Source organism: Anaerophaga thermohalophila DSM 12881 (genome assembly GCF_000191885.1).
GTDB lineage: Bacteria > Bacteroidota > Bacteroidia > Bacteroidales > Marinilabiliaceae > Anaerophaga > Anaerophaga thermohalophila.
Genome location: NZ_AEWI01000211.1, coordinates 1 through 25763 on the forward strand (window position 1 = coordinate 1; position 25763 = coordinate 25763).

17 protein-coding genes are annotated in these 25763 nt (G+C 41.8%); 6 read left to right on the top strand and 11 right to left on the bottom strand.

The genetic code is table 11. The annotated features are described in order from the left end of the window. Positions 1-35: 35 nt before the first annotated feature. From ATH1_RS0118475 to ATH1_RS0118505, 6 genes are all read right to left on the bottom strand, one after another. Complete coding sequence (locus tag ATH1_RS0118475; RefSeq protein WP_010425056.1) at positions 36-1535, bottom strand: carbon starvation CstA family protein; 1500 nt, start codon at positions 1533-1535, stop codon at positions 36-38. Positions 1536-2073: 538 nt separating this feature from the next. Further along, positions 2074-3639: a RagB/SusD family nutrient uptake outer membrane protein gene (locus ATH1_RS0118485; protein ID WP_010425060.1), complete on the bottom strand. Its 1566-nt coding sequence runs from the start codon at positions 3637-3639 to the stop codon at positions 2074-2076. 20 nt (positions 3640-3659) lie between these two features. After that, the gene (locus ATH1_RS0118490) at positions 3660-6737 is read right to left on the bottom strand and encodes a SusC/RagA family TonB-linked outer membrane protein (RefSeq protein ID WP_010425062.1); all 3078 of its coding nucleotides are present in this window, start codon (positions 6735-6737) and stop codon (positions 3660-3662) included. A gap of 463 nt (positions 6738-7200) precedes the next feature. Further along, the gene (locus ATH1_RS0118495) at positions 7201-9633 is read right to left on the bottom strand and encodes a glycoside hydrolase family 94 protein (protein ID WP_010425064.1); all 2433 of its coding nucleotides are present in this window, start codon (positions 9631-9633) and stop codon (positions 7201-7203) included. Positions 9634-9697: 64 nt separating this feature from the next. After that, a complete protein-coding gene (locus ATH1_RS0118500) occupies positions 9698-11323 on the bottom strand; it encodes an MFS transporter (RefSeq protein ID WP_010425065.1) in 1626 nt (541 codons plus the stop codon). Between the two features lie 9 nt (positions 11324-11332). Next, positions 11333-12073, bottom strand: a complete 741-nt coding sequence (locus ATH1_RS0118505) for an NUDIX hydrolase (protein WP_010425066.1) — start codon at positions 12071-12073, stop codon at positions 11333-11335. 472 nt (positions 12074-12545) lie between these two features. On the opposite strand from ATH1_RS0118505, the gene ATH1_RS0118510 reads away from it, so the two are divergent. Both ATH1_RS0118510 and ATH1_RS0118515 read left to right on the top strand, forming a co-directional pair. Further along, positions 12546-13226, top strand: coding sequence for a cob(I)yrinic acid a,c-diamide adenosyltransferase (locus ATH1_RS0118510; protein ID WP_245531829.1), 681 nt, complete (start codon positions 12546-12548; stop codon positions 13224-13226). A gap of 81 nt (positions 13227-13307) precedes the next feature. After that, entirely contained in the window at positions 13308-13529 is a 222-nt protein-coding gene (locus ATH1_RS0118515; protein WP_010425069.1) for a DUF2795 domain-containing protein, read from the top strand. Positions 13530-13606: 77 nt separating this feature from the next. Here the strand turns inward: ATH1_RS0118515 and ATH1_RS0118520 are convergent, their stop codons facing one another. From ATH1_RS0118520 to guaB, 5 genes are all read right to left on the bottom strand, one after another. Further along, on the bottom strand, positions 13607-15241 hold the full coding sequence (locus ATH1_RS0118520) for an OstA-like protein (RefSeq protein WP_010425070.1): 1635 nt from the start codon (positions 15239-15241) through the stop codon (positions 13607-13609). A 287-nt stretch (positions 15242-15528) separates the two neighbouring features. Next, positions 15529-16440, bottom strand: a complete 912-nt coding sequence (locus ATH1_RS0118525; RefSeq protein ID WP_010425071.1) for a carboxypeptidase-like regulatory domain-containing protein — start codon at positions 16438-16440, stop codon at positions 15529-15531. 54 nt (positions 16441-16494) lie between these two features. Then, positions 16495-17853, bottom strand: coding sequence for a peptidylprolyl isomerase (locus tag ATH1_RS0118530; RefSeq protein WP_010425074.1), 1359 nt, complete (start codon positions 17851-17853; stop codon positions 16495-16497). Positions 17854-17880: 27 nt separating this feature from the next. Beyond that, positions 17881-18741 carry a hypothetical protein gene (locus tag ATH1_RS0118535; RefSeq protein WP_010425076.1) on the bottom strand — a complete coding sequence of 287 codons (861 nt, stop codon included), beginning with the start codon at positions 18739-18741 and terminating at the stop codon, positions 17881-17883. 413 nt (positions 18742-19154) lie between these two features. After that, positions 19155-20624: an IMP dehydrogenase gene (gene guaB, locus ATH1_RS0118545; protein ID WP_010425079.1), complete on the bottom strand. Its 1470-nt coding sequence runs from the start codon at positions 20622-20624 to the stop codon at positions 19155-19157. Positions 20625-20898: 274 nt separating this feature from the next. Here guaB and ATH1_RS0118555 point away from each other — a divergent pair, with 274 nt between their 5' ends. The 4 genes from ATH1_RS0118555 (at position 20899) to ATH1_RS0118570 (ending at position 25743) form a co-directional block, all read left to right on the top strand. Continuing rightward, positions 20899-22803 (top strand): RecQ family ATP-dependent DNA helicase, encoded by a 1905-nt coding sequence (locus tag ATH1_RS0118555; RefSeq protein WP_010425083.1) that lies wholly within the window; start codon positions 20899-20901, stop codon positions 22801-22803. 71 nt (positions 22804-22874) lie between these two features. Next, positions 22875-23516 carry a DUF5063 domain-containing protein gene (locus ATH1_RS0118560; RefSeq protein ID WP_010425085.1) on the top strand — a complete coding sequence of 214 codons (642 nt, stop codon included), beginning with the start codon at positions 22875-22877 and terminating at the stop codon, positions 23514-23516. A 142-nt stretch (positions 23517-23658) separates the two neighbouring features. Beyond that, positions 23659-24237 (top strand): 3'-5' exonuclease, encoded by a 579-nt coding sequence (locus ATH1_RS0118565; protein WP_010425086.1) that lies wholly within the window; start codon positions 23659-23661, stop codon positions 24235-24237. A 321-nt stretch (positions 24238-24558) separates the two neighbouring features. Further along, on the top strand, positions 24559-25743 hold the full coding sequence (locus ATH1_RS0118570) for a class I SAM-dependent rRNA methyltransferase (RefSeq protein WP_010425087.1): 1185 nt from the start codon (positions 24559-24561) through the stop codon (positions 25741-25743). Positions 25744-25763 lie beyond the last annotated feature (20 nt).

Below are 25763 nucleotides of genomic sequence, written 5' to 3' on the forward strand. Positions count from 1 at the left end.
TTTGGTTTCTTTGGTGATTAGAGGTTAGATGGTGTTTATACATATTCTTTTGTGTCAAACTTTGTCATGCTCGTTTCATCCTGGCTCATAGTTTTTCCTTTTTGATTTTTCCTTACTCTGAAAAGGAAAAGAACAAGAGAAGCAATGCCCAGTAAAACACCAATCCAATATCCGACTGAAGTATCTATAAAGAGACCACCATTTTTTACAGGAGCCACCAAAAGATAAGTTATGCAAACGGTTGTCATGAAAGTTGCCGGAAGTGACAACATCCAGTGCGGTTTTTCAACTTTAGCAAGATACATAGCTGCTGCCCAGAGAACGACGACTGCAACTACCTGATTAGACAATCCTAAATATTTCCAAATTGTGGCAAATTCGAGTTGAGACAACACAAAACCAATAGCAAACAAAGGCAAGCTTACCCACAAGCGTTTCTTCACAGATGATTGATCCAGCTTCAGTACATCAGCAATGGTTAAACGGGCACTCCTGAAAGCTGTGTCACCCGTTGTTATAGGGCAAGCAATAACGCCAACGATAGCAAAAACGGCCCCAATCGCACCAAGCCAGGAGCGACTTATTTCGTTAACCACCCATGCCGGATTGTGACCCTCAACCTGCATGGTAGTATTTAATCCTTCAGGGCCTTCAAAGAAATTCATCGCAGCAGTAGCCCATATAATTGCCACTATCCCTTCTGCAACCATCGCCCCGTAAAAAACACGACGACCATGACTCTCCTTTTTTATACAACGGGCCATCATGGGTGCCTGCGTGGAATGAAAGCCACTCAGAGCCCCACAGGAAATAACGATAAACATCATCGGGAAAAGAATATTTTCTGCCGGATTGTGATGCCAGTTTTTAAAGCTGTCGGTGGTCAATTCCTTCATGGCTAAATCGCCGGAAAAGCCAAAATAAATCATCGCTCCGGCAATGCTAACAGCCATTATTAATAAAGCCACTCCAAACAAAGGATAGATGCGACCGATGATCTTATTAATCGGCAACAAAGTTGCAATCAGATAATAGGCGAAAATTGCATAAAGCCAAAACTTCAAACCTCCATTAGTTAGTGTTGTCAGCAATTCGGCGGGCCCCGAAACAAATGCCACGCCGACAAATATCAACAATAACAAGGAGAAAAGACGCATGAAGTTTTGAAAACCGGTGCCGAGATATTTACCTACAATTTCCGGAATACTCGCACCATTGTTACGTACCGAAAGCATACCGGAAAAATAATCGTGCACGGCGCCCATGAAAATACAACCAAGAACAATCCACAGATAAGCCATTGGCCCGTACATAGCGCCAAGGATAGCACCAAATATCGGCCCGAGTCCGGCGATATTTAAAAACTCAATGGTAAAAACTTTCCAGGTGGGCATTGGAACATAATCCACCCCGTTATTAATCCGTATGGCAGGCGTCTCATTTTTGTCGGATGCGCCAAAAAAACGGTCAACAAATTTGCCGTAAAAGAAGAAACCGGCTATTAAACCCGCGATTGACAGAATAAACGTAATCATAATAAAGAAAGATTAATCTTTATAATAACAAACGGTTTGATTTTCAGGTAAAAGTAATTCAGTCAGTAATTAATTATAAGTCAGCAGGATGGATTAAGGTGAGGATATATACCCATAAAACAAATAAAACAACGTAAATACCAACCGTTGACGGTGACATAGGCTGGTTGTTATGAATCATCAAAGAGCCCGGTCTAAAAAGCATCTTTGTTGCCAACCTCGTTGTTGTTTTAGATTTTTGCATCGTCATTAACAACAAGTTAACTCCGGTACAAAAATTTAAAACGCCTGGATTCTGACAAAAATATGCTTTTTATACTGCACTCATCAAATAAGAAACGAAAATAAAAAAAGTTATTGACTTCCTTGTCAAAAGATTCAACGATCATATCGCCAAATATGCTGATAATTTGACAAAAAAATAGAAACAATGTTTTAGAGATTAATGCACTTGTTATGCCTTCAAAATAATAAAGGGCTGTCCAATACCGGACAGCCCCTTTTGTTCTCATATAAGTCAGAATAGCAGCGTGTATGTTTAGAATCCAGGATTCTGATCTTCTTGCGAGATTTCATTATTTGAAGAAATCTCAGTTTGAGGAATGGGGAAATGCTCATGTTTTCCTGCCACAAATCCCAGCGGACTCAGTACTTCTTCGGCATCACCCCAGCGAATCAAATCCCAGTAGCGACTGCCTTCAAAGGCCAGTTCAAGCTGACGCTCAGCTTTTATCGCTTCACGCAATTCGTCTTTCGACATAGGCAAATCATACGTATCCAATTCGGCCCTCTTCCGAACCTTGTTCAACTCGAAACGGGCTTCGGCTTCCCTCCCGTCCTCATTATAGGCTTCGGCAGCCATCAAAAGCACGTCGGCATAACGAATGATGCGCCAGTTGGTGGTATAGTTAAGCTCAGCAATTGAAGCACCACTGGTATTGGTTTCGTCAGCAAATGTGGCATACTTCATTCGAAGATATCCCTCGTAATCGTGAGCAGGCACAGGATTTCCCTCATCATCGGTATCCGGAGTTATTTCACCCCCGGCATCAATAAACTCCGATTCACTCATGATGGTTGCCTCATATCGGGGACCATTATCCCCCATATTATCAAAAGCCTCACCTATGGAAGCAGTAGGAAGATTAAATCCCCATCCGGGAATGATTCCTATAGCATCCAGATTACCAAAGAAGGGTGCCCGGGGACCCATCAACTGAACATGAATATTTGCTTCAGCTGCTCCTCCCCATCCAAAATTACCCCAGTCGTATCCTTCCTGGGATGTATAGAGAACTTCAAATACCGATTCAATCCCCAGTTCTCCTGCACGTTTCCAAACATTGTCAAAATCAGGCTCAAGGTCATATTCCTGCGAAGAAATTACTTGCCCCAAAACAGTATGGGCGTCATTCCATTTCTCCTGATACAGGTATACTTTGCCCAGAATAGATTGTGCGGTTCCCTTGGAGACCCTGAATTTTTGGTCGTCGGGAAGCTCAGACTTCAATGGAAGAACTGAAATAGCATCCTCAAGATCGGTTTCAATCTTTGTATAAATATCGGCCTTGGGTGTACGCGGTTTGTGATAGTCTGCCACTGAAGTAGGATTCTCGGTATAAAAGGGAACATCTCCATAGAGCGTAACCAGTTCAAAATAATTCCATGCGCGTATAGCCTTTGCTTCAGCGATTATCTGTTTACGAAAATCGTTGCTCGGTTCGATACGCTCAATAATGGTATTACATTGATTAATCGCTTTATAGAAGCCTTCCCAAATTGCAGTTGTCACAGGATTGTCCGCTTCATTTTTAAAATCATCCAGATTCTGATAGGGAAGCTGATCACTGGCAGAAGAACCAGCATTACAATCATCAGCAGGTAAATTTTTGGCAAAGTAGGCACTCGCCCAGTCTCTGCCATAGTTCCACTGCATCAAATCGTATACACCAATTATTGTGGACATTACTTCCTCATCTGTAGCAGGATAGACATCGCTGGATAATCTTCCGGCGGGATCTACTTCAAGAAAACTATCGCTACAAGCCGGCATAATGATCAATAAAACAGCCGGAATCCATTTAAAACATTTATATAGTTTCATATTTCTCAGATTTTGGGGGTTTAAAAATTAACTGACACACCAAATATCATCTTCCTTGGAATAGGATAAACACCGCGATCTATTCCCTGACTTTGGGCGTTGTTACTTCCTGCTTCGGGATCAAGCCCCTCATAATCAGTAAAAGTAAAAAAGTCGTCAAGTGAAATAAAAACGCGGGCTTTAGAGAACCCAAGTTGATTGAGAACACTATTTGGAAGAGAATATCCTAATTGCAATTGTTTAATACGAGTATAAGACCCATCCTGAACCATCAGGTCGCTCCGGTAAATATACTGACTGCTACCATCGGCACGGGGCATGGATGCCTTGGTATTGTCAGATGTCCATCTGTCGGTATAGAAGTATTTTGGTTTATTAGACAAAGGTCTGTCAGGACGATACCATGCAGTATAAATTTCATTTCCCTTGGTTCCCTGAAGGAAAACTCTAAGGTCAATCCCTTTGTAGGCCAAATTTATATTTGCTCCATACAAAAAATCGGGATGGGGATCACCAATTTTAGTCAGATCGGCAGAAGTAATTTCGCCATCCTTACTAACATCAACAATATTTGGCATTCCTGTTTCTTCATTAATACCATCGGTTTTGTACCCGTTGAAATACCAAATGGGTTCTCCTTCTTCAAACCAGGTTAAATCATATCCCCTGACGTTGGCTCCCGCAATTGGAGCCTCCTGATCAAGTCGGGTAACCTCATTATTGAGCGTAGCAAAATTAACATTCGCCGAAATATCAAAATCTCCGTAACTATCAGTGTAACCAAGCTCAAATTCAAAACCTGAATTGGAAACATCACCTCCGTTAACATAAGGAAAATCATTCCCTACAGAAAGCGGAAACATACCAACCACAATCAGATCTTTGGTGGTTTTATCATAATAGTCGGCAGAAAAATTGATTTTCCTGTTAAGGAACCTTGCGTCGAGGCCCACAGAGAGTTGCTCGGTGCGCTCCCATTTCAGATCATCGTTCGTGAGCTTTTCTATTTGAGCGCCTGAAAAATAGCCTGTTTCAGAAGGATTGGGATAATAAATACCTGACACCATCCAGAACTCCTGATCTGAAGTACCGGAAAGAATTGATGTACTACCATTTTGTCCCCAGCTGGCACGCAATTTCAAATAATCCATAAATTGGGGGTTCCAGAAATCCTCTTCCGAAATAACCCAACCGGCAGAAAAAGCAGGGAAAGTGGCCCATTTGTCCCCCGATGAAAAGACGCTTGCTGCATCTCGTCTAACTAACGCCTCAAACAAATATTTGCCTAAATAACTATATGAAAAACGACCAAAAACAGAATTCATGGTTTCTTCCTCAAGGGTTCCACCAACAACATCCTGTTCCCTCGAAGTAGTATGATCGTGATAGGCAAATCTGTCACCTTCTTTAGCCATTGGACCGGAATACAAATACCAGTTAGGATGCAATCTTCTTTCTGCAGAGTAACCTAAAAGGAAAGTCATGTTATGGTCATTAAAGGCGGTTTCATAGGTGGCAAAATTCTCCCATAGCCAGTTAAAATATTTATCCAGATTATCATTTATGGTGTTTGTACCATTCTGACTCTCTGAAGAAAAGTAATATTTCTTATTCCAGTTATGCAACTGAATATAAGACAAATCCAATCCCAGTCGTGAAGTTATTGTCAATCCTTCCAAAGGTTTAATATTGCCATAGACAGTTCCCATTAATTGATCCCTGGTAGTTTCATTATTGTAAGTTTGCAACCTGGCAACCGGATTTGCAACTTCACCTGTCACATTCACCGGAAGCGCATAATAACGACCCTGATCATCGGTTAACAAAGTATGACCAGCGGCTAACGCATCCCTTTCTTTCTGGGTTTCTTCTCCTTGTTCGTAATAGACAGGTGTGGTCGGATCAATTAGAAGAGCATTGTTTAAAACTCCCCGATACTCATCATCCTCTCCAACAGTACTTCTTTTTGAATGTGAGTAAGTAAAGGTATTGCCTACTTCCAACCAATCCTTAATATCATGAGAAGAGTTTAAGCGAAAGGAAAGTCGTTCATAAGATGCTTTATCTCCACCGACAACTCCCTCTTGAGTATTATAGGCGACAGAAGCCAGATAATTAGAGATTTCTCCACCACCCGAAAAACTAAGATGATGCCTCTGCATTGGTGCTTCTTCAAACACTTCATCCAGCCAATCGGTACCGTTTCCGATGCCTGAGGGTACAGTAATATTGGCACCCTGCTCACTCATATACTGCGCATATTCCTGAGCATTCATAAGTTCCATATTGGTTTTCACGCTCTGAATGCCATACTGGAAATTATAGGTCACTTGTCCCTTACCAGCTTTCCCTTTTTTGGTAGTAATAATGACAACCCCATTACCGCCTTCAGAACCGTAAATGGCAGAAGAAGCAGCATCCTTGAGAACTTCGATGGACTCAATATTGCCGGGTTCGATGTTATCAATATCGCCTACTTTCATTCCATCAACGATGTAAAGAGGCTCGGAAGTCTGATTAGAGTTGGTACCCCGGATTCTTACTTTAGCGCCTGCTCCGGGTGAACCAGAGGTAGGCAAAACGGTAACACCGGCCGTACGTCCCTGCAGGGCTTGTTCAACACGCGTGTTCGAAGTGGTTTCGAGGTCCTGAGCATTAACACTCGAAATGGCCCCGGTGACCAACGATTTTTGTTGAACACCGTAACCGACGACGACCACCTCATCGAGGCCGGCAAATTCTTCCTCCATGGTAACATTAATTGTGGTTTGATCGCCAACAGGAACCTCCTGGGTTTTGAATCCGATAAAACTAAACCGAAGTACATCTCCGCCTGAAGCCTGCAGTTCATAATTACCATCAATATCGGTAATGGTTCCCTGCATAGTGCCTTTGATCACAACATTAACACCGGGTAGCGGTTGGTTCTGTGAATCGGTCACTTGTCCACTGACCGTTTTTTGCTCTTGCGCAAAAGAAAATGAAGTAAAAATGAAACATGCTGCAAGAGCTAACGTAAATCCGTTAAAGGCCCTCAGCCATCCGGATTTGACCTTTTTTAACAGGTCAAATTCCAAAAAAGATCGAATCTTTTTCATAAATTTGTCGTTTTTACAGGTTTTAACAATAAAATAGTTAGAATCTGGAGCAGGGGTGTTGCCCGGTCCAACGCCAATTTTTCCGGGGCAGCATCCCTTTTTAAATGTAAATCATAAACTTACGACTACAAATCCTTAAAAAATCTTTTTTTTAACTCAAACAATTATTTTACATAGGCAACTTTTTATAATTAACATTCTAATTATTTAGTGTCAGTCCATAGAGTACCACTTGCTGTGTTACGCCTGCCGCCAAAATACTCATTTACGAAATCCGGATGTCTGGTAATTAATTGCTTACACAATGAATGGCATAAACCACAACTTTCTCATAATAAAAACTTTGCGTCATTGCGTCTCTGCGTTTAAGCTTTTTTAAACTGACTATTTACTTTCTGAACAGACACATAATTTGGTGCAACTTTTACCGACTTTACAGGCGGGCACAATTTACATAAATACCTTATCCCAATATTACCAGAACTTCATGCGTTCCTCCGTCAAATTTTTCAATAAGGTTACCATCAACGGCTTTGCCATCCATTTCAAGCAGGGCTACTCCTTTGCTTACCGACTTTGGATTTTCAACTTTAATATTAAAGGTTGTCCCCCTCAATTTTCGTTTTATTTTAAATCCTTTCCATGAAGGAGGTATACAAGGATCAATTCTTAACCCGTCATAATCGGGGCGTATTCCCAGAATATACCTGGTCACGGCATAATAATTCCAGGCTGCCGTACCGGTAAGCCAGCTGTTTTTCGCCTCTCCGGGTTTATGTGCGTCTTTTCCTGCAATCATCTGGGCATATACATAGGGTTCCGTGCGATGAAGTCCGGAAATATCCTCCAGATAGGCCGGACAAATTTTCCTGTAATATTCCCAGGCACGTTCTCCCCTTCCAAGCACCGTTTCACCGATCATGATCCATGGATTGTTGTGACAGAAGATGCCGGCATTTTCTTTATATCCTTCAGGATAAGAAGATATCTCTCCATATTCAATCACGTATTTGGTGAAAGCAGGATTGTTCAGAACGATGCCATATTCACAATCGAGTCGTTCCTTGACAGAATCAAGTGCTTTCTCAACCATTCCTTCATCGAGACCGATCCCGGCCATTGAGCACCATCCCTGGGATTCAATAAATATCTGACCTTCTTCATTCTCCTTACTTCCCACTTTTCTTCCGAAAAAATCATACGCTCTGAGAAACCATTCGCCATCCCAACCATGCCTTTTAACAGCTTCCACCATTTTATCGACATGTTTTTGTGCCTTGTCAGCTTCCCTCTCTTTTCCGGTTTTCCGACAAAGCCTCACAAACTCTTGTCCATAAACCACGAATAATCCGGCAATCATCAACGATTCGGCGGTTCCGCCCGATCGATTTTCAGTGGTCTGAAACGACTCGTCCGGGTCATTCGAGAAACAGTTAAGATTCAAACAGTCGTTCCAGTCGGCTCTTCCTATCAAAGGTAATCCATGTGGCCCCGGATTATTGACAACATGGTAGAAAGAGACTTTAAGGTGCTCAAAAAGGGGTTTTGCAACTGAGGCATCATTATCAAAAGGAACCATTTCGTCAAGAATTCCATAATCTCCGGTTTCTTTGATATATTCAGTGGTTGAAAGGATAAGCCATAGAGGGTCGTCGTTAAAATTGCCACCAATTGCATTGTTCCCGCGCTTCGTGAGCGGTTGGTACTGGTGATAAGCACCACCGTCTTCAAATTGAGTTGAGGCAATATCAATTATTCGTTCACGCGCTCTCTCCGGGATCTGATGTACAAAGCCGATAAGGTCCTGATTGGAATCTCTGAAACCCATTCCGCGTCCGATACCCACTTCGAAATAGGATGCCGAACGTGACATATTGAAGGTAACCATACATTGATACTGGTTCCAGATATTGACCATTCTGTCAAGTTTTTCGTCGCCGCTTTCCAATACAAACTTATCGAGCAGATGGTCCCAATATTCAATTAATTCGGAAAAAGCCACATCGACCTTTTCTGCGGTATCAAAACGCTCAATCAGCTTTCCTGCCGGCTTTTTGTTGATTACATTTTTGTCTTCCCATTTCTCATTTTCATTATTTTCCACATATCCGAGGATAAATACCAAATCTTTGCTTTCTCCGGGCTTCAGTTCAATTTCAAGGTAATGCGAGGCTACCGGCGACCACCCGTGAGCATGCGAATTGCGAGGCTTCCCCTCCAATACAGTCTGTGGTTCCGAGAGTTCATTATACAGGCCGGCAAAACTTTCCCTGTCGGTATCAAAACCTTGAATTGGTGTATTAACGTGGTAGAAAGCATAATGATTTCGGCGTTCTCTGTATTCTGTTTTATGGTACAGGGTGGAACCGTCGATTTCCACCTCACCGGTATTCAGATTTCGCTGAAGGTTGTTTTGATCATCTTCTGCATTCCATAAGCACCATTCCAGGAAAGAGAACAATTTGAACCTTTTCGTTTCCGGGGAAGTGTTGGTAATCGTCATTTTTTGAATTTCGCACCACGACTTCAAAGGGACAAAAAACAAAACTTCAGCCTTTAACCCGTTCTTTTCACCGATAATCTTAGTATAGCTCAACCCGTGCCTGCATTCATAACCGTCAAGCCTCGTCTTCACCGGCTTCCATCCGGGCGACCATATATCATGTCCATCATTTATATAAAAATACCTTCCTCCATTGTCCATCGGTACATTATTATAACGAAAACGGGTCAGTCTTCTGAATTTGGCATCCTTATAAAAAGAATATCCTCCTGCCGTATTGGAAATGAGTGAAAAAAAGTCCTCATTCCCCAGATAATTTATCCATGGCCATGGCGTAGCAGGCGTTGTAATCACATATTCCCGGTTTTTATCATCAAAGTATCCAAACTTCATTGTTTCTTTGTCGTTTTATTTGGTTATATAATTATAGATCAATGATTAACACCATCTGCTGCATCTAATAATCTATTGAATATCCTTCTTTCAGTCTTCGCTGATTCAACTCTGTTGTAATGGCATCCACTTTATCCTGATCGAGGGGATAAAATTTCATCAGTACAGCACCAAGCAAAGCGATGACAGTAGGTATCCAGCTCATTAACATCACGATGCCCGGCACAGCTCCCTGAATCGCCACAGCGTCTTGTCCGTCATAATTGAATGCCGAAAGGACAAATCCGATAATGGCACCTGCCAAACCTCCGCCGAATTTGGTGGAGAACGACCCTGCCGAATAGATCAGCCCGGTAGCCCTTCGACCGTTCTTATATTCCGAATAATCGGCTGCATCGCCAAGCATTGCAAAGAAAAGCGTGGGAAAAATGGCGGCACCAAACTCAGAAACTATGCCAATGGCAAAAATGGGAACAATATCGCCCGGCCCGCAAAATGCAATCAATGCATTGACACCTCCCGAAAATATCAGGGCATAAATGAAGAGCCGGCGTTTGCCGAACTGTCTTGCCAGAGGCGATGTGGCCATTGCACCCAGGATAGAAGCGATCATCAAACCCACCATATAAGACCCGGCCAGTAATTGGTTATGCAGATAATGAGTGAAATAGATTACTGTAATCCCCTGTTTAATGGAATTATAGATATTAAACAGCAAGCCGATGATCAACAATACGAGCCATGGCCGGTTGGAAATAAGGTCTTTTAAATCTTTTACCAGGTTTGTCTCCTGTGTCTTGGGTGGCGAAACCCGTTCTCTGGTAGTATAGAAAGTAATAATTAAAGATATTGCCAGCAGCACCGACATCAGGTAAATAGCTTTAGAATATCCTTCTTTCTGGTCGATGATGGTTATCTTGCTTTCATCCAGGTCCGGTTCGCCCTCTACAATAAAAGTATAAGGAAGACCGGCCTCCATAGAAAAACTTTTCTCCTGGGTTGGAACATTGACACTGTCGGCCATTTCAGCATCGGCCCAAACAAATGTAGCTACTCCGGCTTTGGTTTTTATCCTGACATTCTCAACACTCTCGGGGGCAGAAACTGTAACTTCATATTTTTCATTACCCAGATCAACCATTTCAATTGTCGGGTTTATATCCCCGAAGTTAGCCACCAGAAATAAAAGAGCTCCCTGAACGAGCATTCCGCCTGCAAAAGCGCCGACCATCCTGTAAGAACCTATGCTTGTGCGTTCTTTATCATCGCCTGTCATGACGGCCATCAGCGCTCCGTAAGGAATATTGTTGGCAGTATATATCAGGGTAAACAGAATGTAAGTGACGTATGCATAGATAATTTTCCCGGTCGGACTTAAATCAGGCGTAGTAAAAAGAAGAGAAAGCATAACCGCAAGCGGGATGGCCGTCCATAAAATCCAGGGACGAAATTTCCCATACTTCGAATTGGTACGATCGCCGATGATACCCATTACAACATCACTGACGCCGTCACTGGAACGGGCTATCAGCATCAAAAGACCTACTGCTGCAGGGTTAAGGCCAAAAACATCGGTATAGAATACGAATAAAAAAGTAGCAACTCCACGCCATGCAATATTGGCTGCGGCGTCTCCCAACGCATAACCCACTTTTTCTCTTATGCTTAACTTCTGCCTGGTTACTTGCATGGCTAAGATTTAAATGTTAAAATCCAACACCTCTTTTCTGGTTTTTTCATACACTTCGCGACTGAACATGTAAAGGCGGGCGGGTTTATGAGCCACACCTTTTTGCTTTTCATCCAGCGGAATAAGATATTTCATGCGCGCAATCTTCTTGCGAAAATTTCTTTTATCCAGCTCAACCCCCAACACTACCTCGTACAGCTTCTGAAGTTGTGAAAGCGTGAACTTCTCGGGCAATAATTCAAATCCTATAGGTTCATAAAGTAATTCACGACGAAGGGCACGAAGAGCTGATTGCAGAATATGATAATGGTCAAATGCCAGATCGGTAACTTCAGATACGGGATACCATTTTACATTTCTCCCCTTCCACTTCAGCGTAACCTTTTCGGTAGCCAGAAGAGAGTAATAGCCTACTGATATTATCCTGCTGTCCGGGTCACGTCCACTTGCCCTGAGCCAGGCCTGATCGTTAGGACGTTTTAATCGGTCGGTATCACAAAATGCACCAAATTGCTTCAAATAGATATTTTCCAACCCCGTTAAATCGAACAATATACGGGCGGCTGCATCTTCAAGACTCTCATGCTCGAAAATGTGATTACCGGTAAGCGTCAGATCAGAGAACAACTCTTTACCTGTCTTTTCATCTTTTAACACCCGATCAACCAGCAGGACATTCAGTTTTTCAAAATCGAAACCGAATATCACACAATCAACTGATATTGAATTATTCAATTGTGCTTTTACCATTTTTGTTTATTTAATATTTGAACAAGGTCGAAAATATAGCATCTAATCATCTGACTTATAGCGCCTAACCTATGCCTTCTGCCTTTCAACGCCTTTATTTATTGCTTATTTATTGCATGTGTTCAGAATTTTCCGAACCGGCCATTGTAAATTACATAAACCAAAAATATCTTTGTATCTTTACCTGCCTGAATGTTTTAAGCAGTATCCATCATCTTCCTTGTCAAAAGTACCACCCATCTCCAGAACAGAACATAATGTAATAAGTGTTAAGAAAACACTTATATTTTGAATTGCTAAATTAGGAATGAATCCTAAAAAAACAAAGAAATCAAAAATAATTTTAAAACCTAAAATAGTGTTTATTGTACTTCAAACACTTTAATCCCTTTTAAAATATGGAATAGAGAATTTATTATAAAAAATGTTAAAATTCGAATTCACCTGATGGTTTTTGATATTCTAATCAAAATTGCAAAAAGTATTGTTTCTTGTTTTCCGCATCGCATCGGGAAAAGAAATTAATTTTTTCATGAACTTTCTCACGAAGGGCATAGTTATATCTTTGCAAAACCTAAAGGAGATAATTGTCATGCAAAAAAGTCAGATATACACGAAAGCCGGAGACAAAGGTAAGACCGGATTAATAGGGGGAACAATTGTCCCTAAACATCACTTCAGGCTGGAGGCTTATGGAACTGTTGATGAACTAAATGCTCAAATAGGATTGATCAGAGCTTTTGCGGGGGAGAACGATATTACCGGAGTATTACCGCGTATTCAGGAGCAACTCTTTATGATTGGGGCATATCTGGCGACAGACGACACAATTTCAGAATTACGCTCGAAACTTAATTGTGATGAAGCAGAGATAGATTTTCTTGAAAAAGAAATGGACAGGATGGATGCTTCACTTCCTCCCCTGAAAAACTTTATTCTGCCGGGAGGTCATCCGTCTGCTGCCCAATGTCATATTGCCCGTACTGTTTGCAGAAGAGCAGAACGTCGTGTCAATCAAATGGCCGCGGAAACCGAAATAGACCCATGGATTCTAAGGTATCTGAACAGGTTATCAGACTATTTCTTTGTACTTTCACGCTTTCTGGCAAAACATTTCGATAATGACGAAATAAGATGGGAACCGAAGTTGTAAGATTGTTTTTTTTTTCTAATTTCGCAGAAAACAGCAAGGACATAAAAACAAAATATTATTAAGAGTTAAATTGTATTTGCTATGTATTGGACTCTTGAATTAGCATCAAAACTGGAAGATGCGCCCTGGCCGGCTACAAAAGATGAATTAATTGATTTTGCCATTCGTTCGGGGGCACCTCTGGAGGTTATTGAAAATCTTCAGGAAATAGAGGATGAAGGAGAAGTATATGAGAGTATTGAAGACATCTGGCCCGATTATCCCAGTAAGGATGATTTTTTCTTTAATGAGGATGAATATTGATTTGTAAAGGGCATTCTAAAACAACATCAATAAGAATAAGAAGGTCGTCTGCTCTGTCAAGACGACCTTTTTTTACACTATTCGGAGAATTGATAGTCGCTATAATCCGTTCGCTGCACCTCTTCCACTATTTCTTTGAAGTGAAAGATATCCTCATATTTTTTGGGACGGTATTTTTCCAACCACAAAAAGCCTTCGAGACGTGTTGATTCCTTATCAAGCACGAAAGGAGGATTCATGTTTCCGGTTGGCTGGGTTCGTAAAACAATAGTCTCTACTTTCCTGTTTTTTAAATAGATGGTCAAACTGCTGCTCTCGGCTCTGTTTACCCCGATTACGTAATCTCTGTCTTTGGGATAATAGACCGTTTGCCCGTTCCCGTCAACATCTATCTTATAGAGCTGATTTTCTTTAAAATAACCCGTCATCTTTTTGCCCTTAATCTGATTAAAATGAACAGAATCCTCGGGTGCAATCAGAAAGGCATTCTCAATCATTTCGGCTTTATACAAAACCCGGTTGCGCGTATAAAGCTTAATTTCACTGGCAGTCATCTGGTTTCCCTGCGCCCAAATCACCGGCTCGTGATAAAAAGTATTGGTGCTGTCGCGAAAATCATAAACCATGGAATCACATCGGCCCTGCAAATCGTAACGATAGAACTGAACGTTATGAAAGGCTCTTACAATTTTATTTTCTACTTCCCCGGATACAGGATCTGCTCTCAGGGTATCAGCATGCAGAAAGAGCGTATCGTTTCCGTAAACTTGCTTTAAAACAGCCTTCTTCGTTGCCAGAGCTTTCTCGGTTTTTTCATTATAATATCCGTAATCGCCGGTAATTATCACGTTATTCGCAGTATCCTCAAGAGCCATTCCCGAAAAGACTTCCCCGAAACCATCATTCCGGTTATACAAAATGGTATCGCCCCTCAGAGTTTGTTCGCCTCCGTCTATATAATTGTTTTTAAGTAAGCGGGCCTTGTCACTGCGGGTATCGTAAAAGCCCAGTTCGGAAAAAATCCTGTTTTCGTCGCTGTAAATATTTGTAGGTCCGACAATACCAACGACCTCGGTTCTCGTAAAATACTTCAAAGTATCACTATACATCCTGTAATCTGGATTGATCAACACCACGCTGTCTTTAAAGTTGACCTCGCCGGTTCGGGGATAATAAAAACCCAGACTGCTGGTGAGCTGATTACGTTCATCAACAATTCTCCCTCCATTGAAGTAGTAAGCAACATCATTTTTCCGGTCATAGTCAAGAAAATCGGTGGTAAGTACAACATTCTTGTTTACCAGTCTCACATTTTCCCTCACCTTTGCAAGTTCCTCGTTGCCATCATAGTTCAGTTTGTCACCGTAAAGATGTATGGTATCATTCTGAATAATGTGAATAGAACCGAAGGCTTCAACCCTGTTGGAGTCACGGTTAAGAATTGCACTGTCGCAAAACATCCTGGTATTGAGATGCTGCATTCTTACATTTCCGACAAGAGCCCATGAGTTTTTTCCCAGACGCTTTTCGGCTCCCTTCATCAAATCGGCGTATTCAATTAAAATTTTCCTGTTTTCTTCCCGGCCTTTTTTCTCATCCTGACCCTGTGCCTGGATAAAAACAAAACTTCCCAACAGAAAAAACAATACCACGATTGTTTTCAGCAGCCGTTTAACACTATAAAAAAAAACTCCAAAAAAGTATTCAGGCATATACGTAAGTCATTCTAACAATGAAACGCGGATGGCGCTTTAATTTCTCCTCCGGCTCCGCCGCTTTGTTTACAAAGAAATCTGCCACAACATGTCCCTATCACATCAGGAAAAGAACATGTATAAAACTCAATCATGCGAGTTCCATCCGACCAATAACTTAGACTAATATTATACTGATGAAACGAGCATGACAAAAATTGTCATAATAGAACATGTATAAATTCTTGCATGCGAGTTCCATCCGACCTTAAAAATAAATTTTATACGGATGAAAATAAAGCAGGCTAATTAGAGACCGGCTCAATCTTGTCATCCATACCCAGAACCGAAACCGGAAATGACAGACGGTTCTTCAAGTCGGGCTGAAACAAATAATCGAAGCGAATACCCTTTTCACGAATTGCCTGACCATCAGCTCCTGTATAAGACAAGACACAGATTTTATCTTCGGGAATCATTTTTGCAACATTCACCCCGTTTCGGCATAATATAAAGAATCCGGCCTCATTGCCTTTCAGAACATAACTCTTCTGATAACCTGTTTCAGGCGCCTGGGTAATACCGGTCAAAAAGAACTCCGAACTGCTATTCAGGACGGGAAATATGCCACCCCGGGATGAAGCGTTCAGAATAATACGGCCGCTTTGCTCATTAATTTCTATCCAGATATCGGCGCTGTCAAGGAGGAATGTGTTCTGTCCGGAAAGAAAATCAAAACCCCATCGTACCAGGTTTTTCCCATTTGACTGATCCAAAATCCGGGTTTCACGGATAAAAGGGACCTCGGGGCAGAATGACGAAAAATTCATTCGCCGGACTATCAGGCTCGCATCAAAAGGATGAGGTGTTATAAATATTGTGTCTTTCAGAACAGACTTTTTAACCACTTTATATTGTAATCCTGCCAGGTACCCGGGAGCATTAACCTTTACCGTTAAACCAAAAGCCCGGGGAAAAGACAAATTAAACCGGCCGTATTCATCGCATAACGAAGACCGGTTAATTTCAGCGGTTTCATCAATATTTTGTTGATAAGTTGCAGCAGCTGAAATTTTTGCATGCGGAACCGGCCTGCCAGTCGTTTCATCAGCTACTACCCCTTGCCAGGTAATATCGTATACCTCCCGGGCACAACCAGCTAATAGCACGGCGATTCCCAAAACGATAACCGATGATTTAATAATTTTTGCGGCCATCTTCGAAATCAGATTATGATTTGTTACAACTTTCCCCAACTTTACAGACGGGCACTACTTAACCCACTCATCAAATTCAAAACGACAATCTTTCCATTCGTCTTTAATGGTTATGTAGGTCTCTCTTTGCTTTTTTCGTATCCAGTCTCTAAAAGTTTCCTCTCTCTTTTTATTTTCTAACATTCTTTTGATCGTCTGATAATCATCAACCATATTTGCGGTATGCGGTGGGGTTTTCTTTGTAAGTTTTACGATGGTAAACTGGTCAACACCAAGTCGCTGGTCTTTCATCATAAAAGGAGCGGAAATTTCCCCCTGCTGCATTTTTTCCAGTTTCCGGGCTATATCAGGCTGAATTTCCTGAAGTTCAAACTTTGTTGACTGAGTACGGGGATTAATAACATATCCTCCATTGGCACGGGAGTCTTTATCGGAAGAGTACCGCAAGGCGGCCTCCTCAAATGAAATGCTGTCTTTTCTTATTAAAGACACGAGTGAATCAGCCATTTCGCGGGCTTTTTCGATGGCTTCGCGTGAAGGTTTTGGTTTTAAAAGGATATGACGAACATTTACCCTGTCTCCCTGCCGCTCAATTAACTGCATAATATGAAAGCCAAATTCAGTTTCAACAATCTTGGAGACTTTATTTTTGTCCCGCAGGTTAAAGGCTACCTGTGCAAATTCAGGCACCAGACTGGCACGTGGTGTCAGACCAATTTCTCCGCCTCGTGCTGCGCTGTTAGGGTCCTCGGAGTAAAGGACAGCCAGTGTTGCAAAATCGCGACCTTCCCTCACCTGACGCTGAAAATCCCGCAACCGTGCTTTCACCCGTTCGATCTCTTCCTGGCTGATCTCGGGTGTAATAGCAATTTTCTGGTACTCATATTGAGCCGGCATTTTTGGCAAACTATCTTCTGGTGTTTCCCTGAAAAACCTTCTGATTTCCAGAGGAGTAACATCTACATCTTTGGTGATCTCCTGCCTCATCTGCTGGGTCAGCATTTGATTACGAACTAACTCCCTCTGTTCTTCCTTAATCTGAAGTATCGATTTATTAAGCCATTCTTCCAGTTTTTCACGCGAACCGGCACGGTTAATAAAGTTATTGATTTGTCGATCAACCGTCATTAATACTTGATTTTCACTAACTTCTATACTGTCAATTTTAGCTTGTTCGAGCAAAAGATTCTGTATCATCATCTGTTCCAGAATATGACACCTCATATCTCCGGCAAATTCAACTCCTTCCATGAGCGCCTGCTGGTATTGAAATTCAATATCGGATTTAAGAACGGGTTCATCTCCTATCACAGCTATAACTTCATCAATAACATTACTTTGTCCGACCACAACCGCGGGAGAAAACAAGGCAATAAAAAGAAATTTATAAAACCGGTTTCGTATTTTGCTCATAAGTTTTGGCATAAAGATGGTACAAGTTTAATAGAAATTTATGATTTTTTTCTGAAGTGCTTCATTATATAATTCTTTCTCCAGACTGTTTATAAATTCTGCCCGCTTTTTATTCAGAAGAATAGCACGTATGCGTTCCTCCACGTAGCTAAGAGGCGCAGTATTTCCAATGGTCATAAAATCTGTTATCACTAAAAAATATCTGTATTTATCGTCTGCCTTTTCGTAATAGCGGTTATATTGCAAAAACTGTTCCTCATTTCGAACAGGTTCCGGCAAGCTCGCATTTATCCGCTGAAAAGGGGTCCACTTATCCAGAAAAGCATGATACATTCTTGCATGCTGCGCACTGTATCGATCCAACTGAACCAAATCTTCAGAATCGGCCGACCTGCACCAGCGACGCACTTCTGAAATATTGGGGGCATCGAGTGGCAGCTTTAAAAACAAACCGCGAATAATATTTTCCTGAAGCGTGAAGTTATCCTGCATTTCATTATAATACTTCTCTATCTCTTCGTTGCTCAATAACGGAGAATATTTCTGTTCCAGCATTTTCTGCTGATAAATGTTGACAAGCAGGGAAGTGCGGTATTCGTCCAAAAGCTGGCTCACATCTTTCTCTTCTTCGGTAAGATTGGACTCTGCCTGCCTGAGAAAGAGTTTATTCCTCACCCAACGGTTCACATAATCGTCGGCCAAAGCTGCACTGTCTTCATGATTTACGTCATCGGGAAGTACCTTTTTAAGATCATTGGTTGTCAATACCTCCTCCCCAACTCTTACAACAGGAGTGGCATCTTCTTTATTTTCAATATTCTCACATGCAGCTGCAAAACCTGCTAACAGCAAAAGAACAGCGACTTGTTTTAATGAATATATCTTCATCAATAGACCATATTTTTAAAAGAAACGAGCATGGCGCTTTGATTCCTCCTCCGGCTCCGCCGCTTTGTTTACAAAGAAATCTGCCACATAAGAACATGTACAAAAAGTTGCGGGTTCCATTAGACCAATAATTTAGACTAAATTTTAAATGAATTAAGATTCCTGCATGGAAGCCCCACAAATAATTGGTGTCCGCCAACAAAGCCGGACGAGTATCTTTCTAATCCTATGTATGCTCAGAAAGTGTCATTTACAAGGCTTGCAAAGTTGTAAAATACAACCATACATACAAAAATAATGGTTTGTTTGTTCTGTTACAAACCTTCTCTAAAATCTTATACGGTGAAATCAAAAAAACAACCCGGGCAACGGATTGTGTTGTCCGGGTTTGCTGGATTATTTCAGAACAATTTTTATCTCGAATAATTGGGTGCTTCTCGCGTTATGGTCACATCGTGCGGATGACTTTCCATGACGCCGGCATTGGTAATGCGGGTAAATTTGGCGCCATGAAGCGCCTCGATATTGCCGGCACCACAATAGCCCATACCTGCACGCAATCCTCCAATAAGCTGGTAAATAACCTCATACAAAGTCCCTTTATACGGTACACGTGCAGAAATTCCTTCGGGAACTAACTTTTTAATATCGTCTTCCACATCCTGAAAGTAACGATCTTTAGAACCTTGCTGCATCGCTTCAATAGAGCCCATTCCACGGTAAGTTTTAAATTTCCGGCCATTATAAATAATGGTTTCTCCGGGCGATTCCTCTACGCCTGCAAATAAAGAACCGGCCATAACAGAATGTGCACCGGCGGCAAGGGCTTTAACAATATCTCCGCTGTATCTGAGCCCTCCGTCAGCAATCAGGGGGACATCGGTATCTTTCAAGGCTTTGTAGACATCATAAATAGCCGACAGCTGAGGAACACCAACTCCGGCAATGACGCGGGTGGTACAAATAGAGCCGGGGCCGATGCCCACCTTCACGCCATCAGCGCCGTTTTTAACCAGATCAATGGCTGCTTCCGCTGTAGCAATATTTCCTACAACGACCTCAAGATCGGGATACCGGCGCTTGATTTCTTTCAAGGTTTGCAAAACGCCCCGCGAATGTCCGTGGGCGGTATCTATCACAATTGCATCAACATTGGCCTTCACAAGAGCATCAATACGCTCAAAGGTATCGAAAGTAACGCCCACGGCTGCAGCCACTCTCAGGCGACCTTTGCTGTCTTTGCAGGCCAAAGGTTTATCTTTTGCTTTGGTAATATCTTTATAGGTCACCAATCCTATCAGTTTGTTGTCCTTATCAACAACCGGCAGCTTTTCAATTTTGTGCCGCTGCAGGATATCAACTGCCTTTTCCAGATCAGTGGTCTGGTTGGTAGTAACCAAATTGTCGGAAGTCATCACCTCCTCAATAGAACGACTGTAATCCATTTCAAAACGCAAATCGCGGTTGGTTACAATGCCAACCAGATAGCCCTTTTCGTCAACTACCGGAATCCCGCCTATTTTATACTCGCTCATAAGTGCCAAAGCATCACCAACCGTACGATCGCGCATTATGGTTATCGGATCGTAGATCATCCCGTTCTCGGCTCTTTTTACTACCTCTACCTGTTTGGCCTGTTCTTCAACAGACATGTTTTTATGAATAACCCCGATGCCTCCTTCTCTGGCAATGGCAATGGCCAGACGTGCTTCGGTAACAGTATCCATTGCAGCCGAAACTATTGGTATATTCAAAACAATGTTACGTGAAAAACGGGTGGATAAATTGACTTCGCGAGGCAACACTTCCGAATAGGCCGGAATCAGAAGCACATCGTCAAAAGTCAAACCATCGGATGTGATTTTGTCTTCGAAAAATGACATGGGCTGATGCTTTTTAGGTATTTACCTGCTACCTTCATGATTTTTCCCGGTGCGAAGCTCAACAACCGGCAAAACAACAATATCCTCTGCAAATTTGAACCGGGAACAGATACATTCACTGTTTCAAATTTCTCAGCTTTTGCTTGTGTTTTTTTGATACTTGAACATCTCTTGACAAAAACTATATGAAGTAAGCAGTTTAAAAATTTTGGCAAAGGTAAGAAATTCTCAGTTTTTTATCTTCAAAAAACAGAAGGAATACTAATTTTGTCTCATGCCTGATCGATATCTGGATATTTTGCGCAGATACTGGGGATTTGACAGTTTTCGTCCTCTCCAGGAAGTTATTATCCGCTCGGTAGGAGAAGGGAACGACACACTTGCCCTGATGCCGACCGGCGGAGGCAAATCCATCACTTTCCAGGTGCCTGCACTGGCTACCGAAGGGCTATGCCTCGTGGTAACCCCGCTTATTGCCTTAATGAAAGACCAGGTAGAAAACCTGAAAAGAAACGGGATAAAAGCCGCAGCCATTCATTCAGGACTCACCTATCGCGAAATAAAAGTGGCTTTTGATAACGCCGTTTTCGGGGGAACTAAATTTCTCTATGTCTCGCCGGAGCGGCTGGCTACAGACCTATTCCTGGAAAAGCTGCCCGATTTAAAAATTAACCTACTGGCTGTTGACGAAGCACATTGCATCTCGCAGTGGGGATACGATTTTCGTCCTTCTTATTTAAAGATCGCAGCCGTTCGCGAGCTTATTCCTGATGTACCGGTTCTGGCTCTTACTGCAACTGCAACGCCAACCGTTGTGGATGATATAATGACGCAGCTGCATTTTAAAAAGAAAAATGTTTTCAGAAAAAGTTTTGCACGGCCAAACCTCGCCTATGTTGTCAGGGCTACCGAAAACAAGGAAGAACAGCTGCTTAGAATTCTTAATTCTGTTGCCGGCAGTGCCATTGTATATGTCAGAAGCCGCAAAAAAACACGTGAATATGCCTCCTTCCTGCAACAACACCAAATTAGTGCTGAACATTTTCATGCCGGACTCACCTATACTTCGAAGGAAGAAAAACAAAACAGGTGGAAGCATAACCAGACCCGCGTTATAGTAGCCACCAATGCGTTTGGAATGGGAATCGACAAACCCGACGTTCGCCTTGTTGTCCACATGGATGCGCCCGACTCCGTCGAAGCCTACTTCCAGGAAGCGGGCCGTGCAGGGCGCGACAACAAAAAGGCCTATGCAGTGCTTCTTTGGAGTGATAACGACAAGATAAAACTCAAAAAACAGGTAGAAACAGCATTCCCTGAGCCTGAAACCATTAAAAGTGTTTACGAAGCTTTGGGCAACTTCTTTCAACTGCCTGTTGGTGCAGGTTTTCAGATGGTTTATGACTTCGATATCGGTAAATTCTGTAGTGCTTTCAATTTTAGTATTCTGACCGTATACAACTCTCTGAAAATTCTTCAGAGAGCCGGATATCTCACATTCACCGAGGAGCTGGACATTCCCTCAAAAGTGATGTTCCTGGTTAAAGGAAATGATCTTTACAAATTTCAGGTAGCCAATGAAGATTTGGACCCTTTTATTAAAATATTATTACGCAATTACACGGGACTTTTCACCGAATATGCTTCCATCAATGAAGCAGACCTGGCCAAAAAGTCAGGCACCACTATTGAAACCGTTTATACCGGTCTTTCCAAACTCAGCAAAATGGGAATCATTCATTATATCCCGCGTCGTAAAACACCTTTGATCAGCTATACCCAGTCCAGAGAAGAGTTAAGGTTTATCAAACTCCCAAAAGAAGTCTATCAAGAACGAAAACAACGATATCTGGATCAGACCGAAGCAGTAATCGACTATGCTTCGTCGACTAATATCTGCCGCAGCAGGTTTCTTCTGAACTATTTCGGCCAGACAAAGTCGGACAATTGCGGTATTTGCGACATTTGTATTTCAAGAAAAAAGACCGGACTGGATGATACCACCTTCAAAAAAATAGAACTGACCGTAAAAGAAAAACTCAATCACCGGATGATGAAGGCTGAAGAACTGGTGGAATCGCTCCCGTACAGCAGGGAAAAAACGTTAAAAGTCCTTCAGTGGCTGGAAGACCATGAAGTGATAGGAGAAGCTGAAACGGGCGAGTTGGAATGGCTGTAGCTTTGTTATTTTTGCATTCGTCAACATTAATCACTACATTATCAATATTTATCACTAATTTTGCACCCGCTATGGAAACAGATTTTGAACATCCGGTATATTCAAGAAATGTCATTGAATTTGTGACGGTTGCAAAGGAATTTTGTGCCTGGCTGGAAAAAACACCGGATTTTCCAAGAAGGGAATTTATTGACACAGGACGTAAAATGTTACCCCTTTTGTATCTGAAAGCATCGGTTTTGCCAAAGACAGAAACCATGCTCAAAGACGACTTCCTGGAAAAATTTGTGTCGGAAGAGGAATATCAGCAAATTCAAAATGCCATTTTATTAAAGATGGGTCCGTACAACGATTATCTGGAAGTTTTTACAGCCGATATGCAACGCAGCGTGGAGCCTTTGACAGCCACCATTTCAGAAAATCTTTCCGATATCTATCAGGATGTAAAAGATTTTTTAATGAGTTACCGGACAGCGGTAACAGAAATAATGAATGATGCACTGATAGAATTGGTAAACAACTTTGAAGAATATTGGGGCCAAAGGCTGGTTAATGTTCTCAGAGCACTTCATGAAGTTGCTTTCAACGGAGAAGACATAGACGAAGAAAATGATGAAGTTGACCCTCTTGAGGACAAAAGAAACACAGAAGACTGGTTGATATCGAAAATGCAAAAAGACTGGCAAAATGACCACGATGACGTTGCTTTGTAATTGATAAATTCCATTTGGCCTTAAAAAATAGATTTTATTCGAATAAATCATCTAAACTGTCCGATCCGCCTGATTACCGGAAAGAAAGATTTTTGATAACATGTAGTTTAACACCAATCGGCTAAAAAACTCAAAATATTGAATGCAAAATAAGATCACTAAAGACGACATAAAGGAATTACCACTAAAACAGTTCGAAGGAACTGTAAATGTAATAGAAGATCCCAAACAGATAACTCATGTTGTGGAGAAACTCCGGAATGAGAGAATTATCGGTTTCGATACCGAAACCAAACCATCATTTAAGAAAGGGGTCTCACACGATGTAGCCCTACTGCAATTAAGCACTGAAGAAGAGGCGTTTCTGTTCAGACTGAACATGACCGGTTTCAACGGAGCTCTGACACAACTTCTTTCGAACCCGGGAATTAAGAAGGTAGGAGTCGGCATTCGGGATGACCTGAGAGGATTGCAGCATCTCAACAACTTCACACCGGAAGGATTTATTGACATTCAGGAACTGGCACCAAAATATGGCATAGAAGTATTGAGCCTGAAGGATCTGGCAGGACTCCTTCTTGGCATCCGCATTTCCAAAAGGCAGAGACTTTCCAACTGGGAGGCCGATTCTTTAAGTGAAGGACAAATATTGTATGCAGCAACTGATGCATGGGTGGCACTAAAAATCTACAATAAAATAAAGAAAATGAAACGCGCATGACAAAAATTGTCATAATAGATCATTAAATTGTTAGATTGTTAGCGAATGTAATAAAACTTATAATATTTCAACAACTAACACTTCAACAATATCAACATTCCTAACAATTTAACAATCCTAACAGCCGTAACAATTTATTAAATGTAAGATGAAACGAGCATGACAAGGTTTGTCACAAAAGGACATGTATAAATCTCAATCATGCGAGTTCCATCAGACCAATAACTTAGACTAATTTTATACTGATGAAACCCGTCGCATCAAAGCCCGTTAAAGCCGACCAAAAAAAGAAAAAAGCTCTTAAATTTTCCAATCATCTACATGGAATTTGCTAAAATCTATCTAAAGCCTGGTAAAGAACAAAGTATCCTGAGATTTCATCCATGGGTATTTTCCGGAGCCATCAACAAAGTGAACCGCGAAATTGAAGAAGGCGAAGTGGTTGAAGTGTATGACCACAAGGAAAACTTTATGGGAATGGGACATTCTCAGACAGGCTCCATTGCCGTAAGAATTTTTTCGTTCCAAAAAGTGGAACCGGATGAAGCTTTCTGGACAAAAAAGATACAACAGGCTTTTGCTTTACGCGAAACCCTGGGCCTTACAAAATCCTCACAAACCAACGCCTGGCGCCTGGTTTACGGTGAAAGTGACGGCATGCCCGGACTCATCATCGATATGTATAACGGAACGGCCGTTCTTCAAATTCATACCGTTGGCATGTATCTGATAAAAGATATGCTGTGCAATGCTTTGGAAAATATTTTTGGGCCGGACCTTAAAGCGATTTACAATAAATCGGAAGGAACCATTCCGTATAAGTCCCGGATTGAACCCGAAAATGGCTTTCTGAGAGGAAAAACCGAAGACAAAACAGCAATGGAAAACGGCCTTCGCTTTTTGGTCGACTTCGAAAAAGGCCAAAAAACCGGTTTTTTTATTGATCAACGTGAAAACAGAACGCTTTTGGAAAAATACAGCAAAAACAGAAATGTATTGAACCTGTTTTGCTACACCGGCGGCTTCTCCTTTTATGCATTGCGCGGAGGCGCTTCGCGTGTACACTCGGTCGACAGCTCCGAAAGAGCCATTGAACTGACCAAACAAAATGTGGAACTAAACTTTCCGGGTGACATAAGACATGAAGCTTTTGCTGAAGATGCCTTCAAATTTCTCGACAAAAGCAAAGATCAATATGACCTGATGATACTTGACCCGCCGGCTTTTGCCAAACACCTGAAGGTTATCCCCAATGCATTGCAGGGATACAGGAAGTTAAATGCCAAAGCCATTGAAAACATCAGACCCGGCGGCATCATTTTTACCTTTTCCTGTTCCCAGGTAATTAACCGTGATGCCTTCAGAAAAGCTGTATTCTCAGCAGCTGCAAAAACAGGACGCAATGTACGCATAATGCACCAAATGGAGCAACCGGCTGATCATCCTGTTAACATTTATCACCCCGAAAGTGAATATCTGAAGGGGCTGGTTCTTTTTGTTGAATAAACTGAATAATAAACATTTTC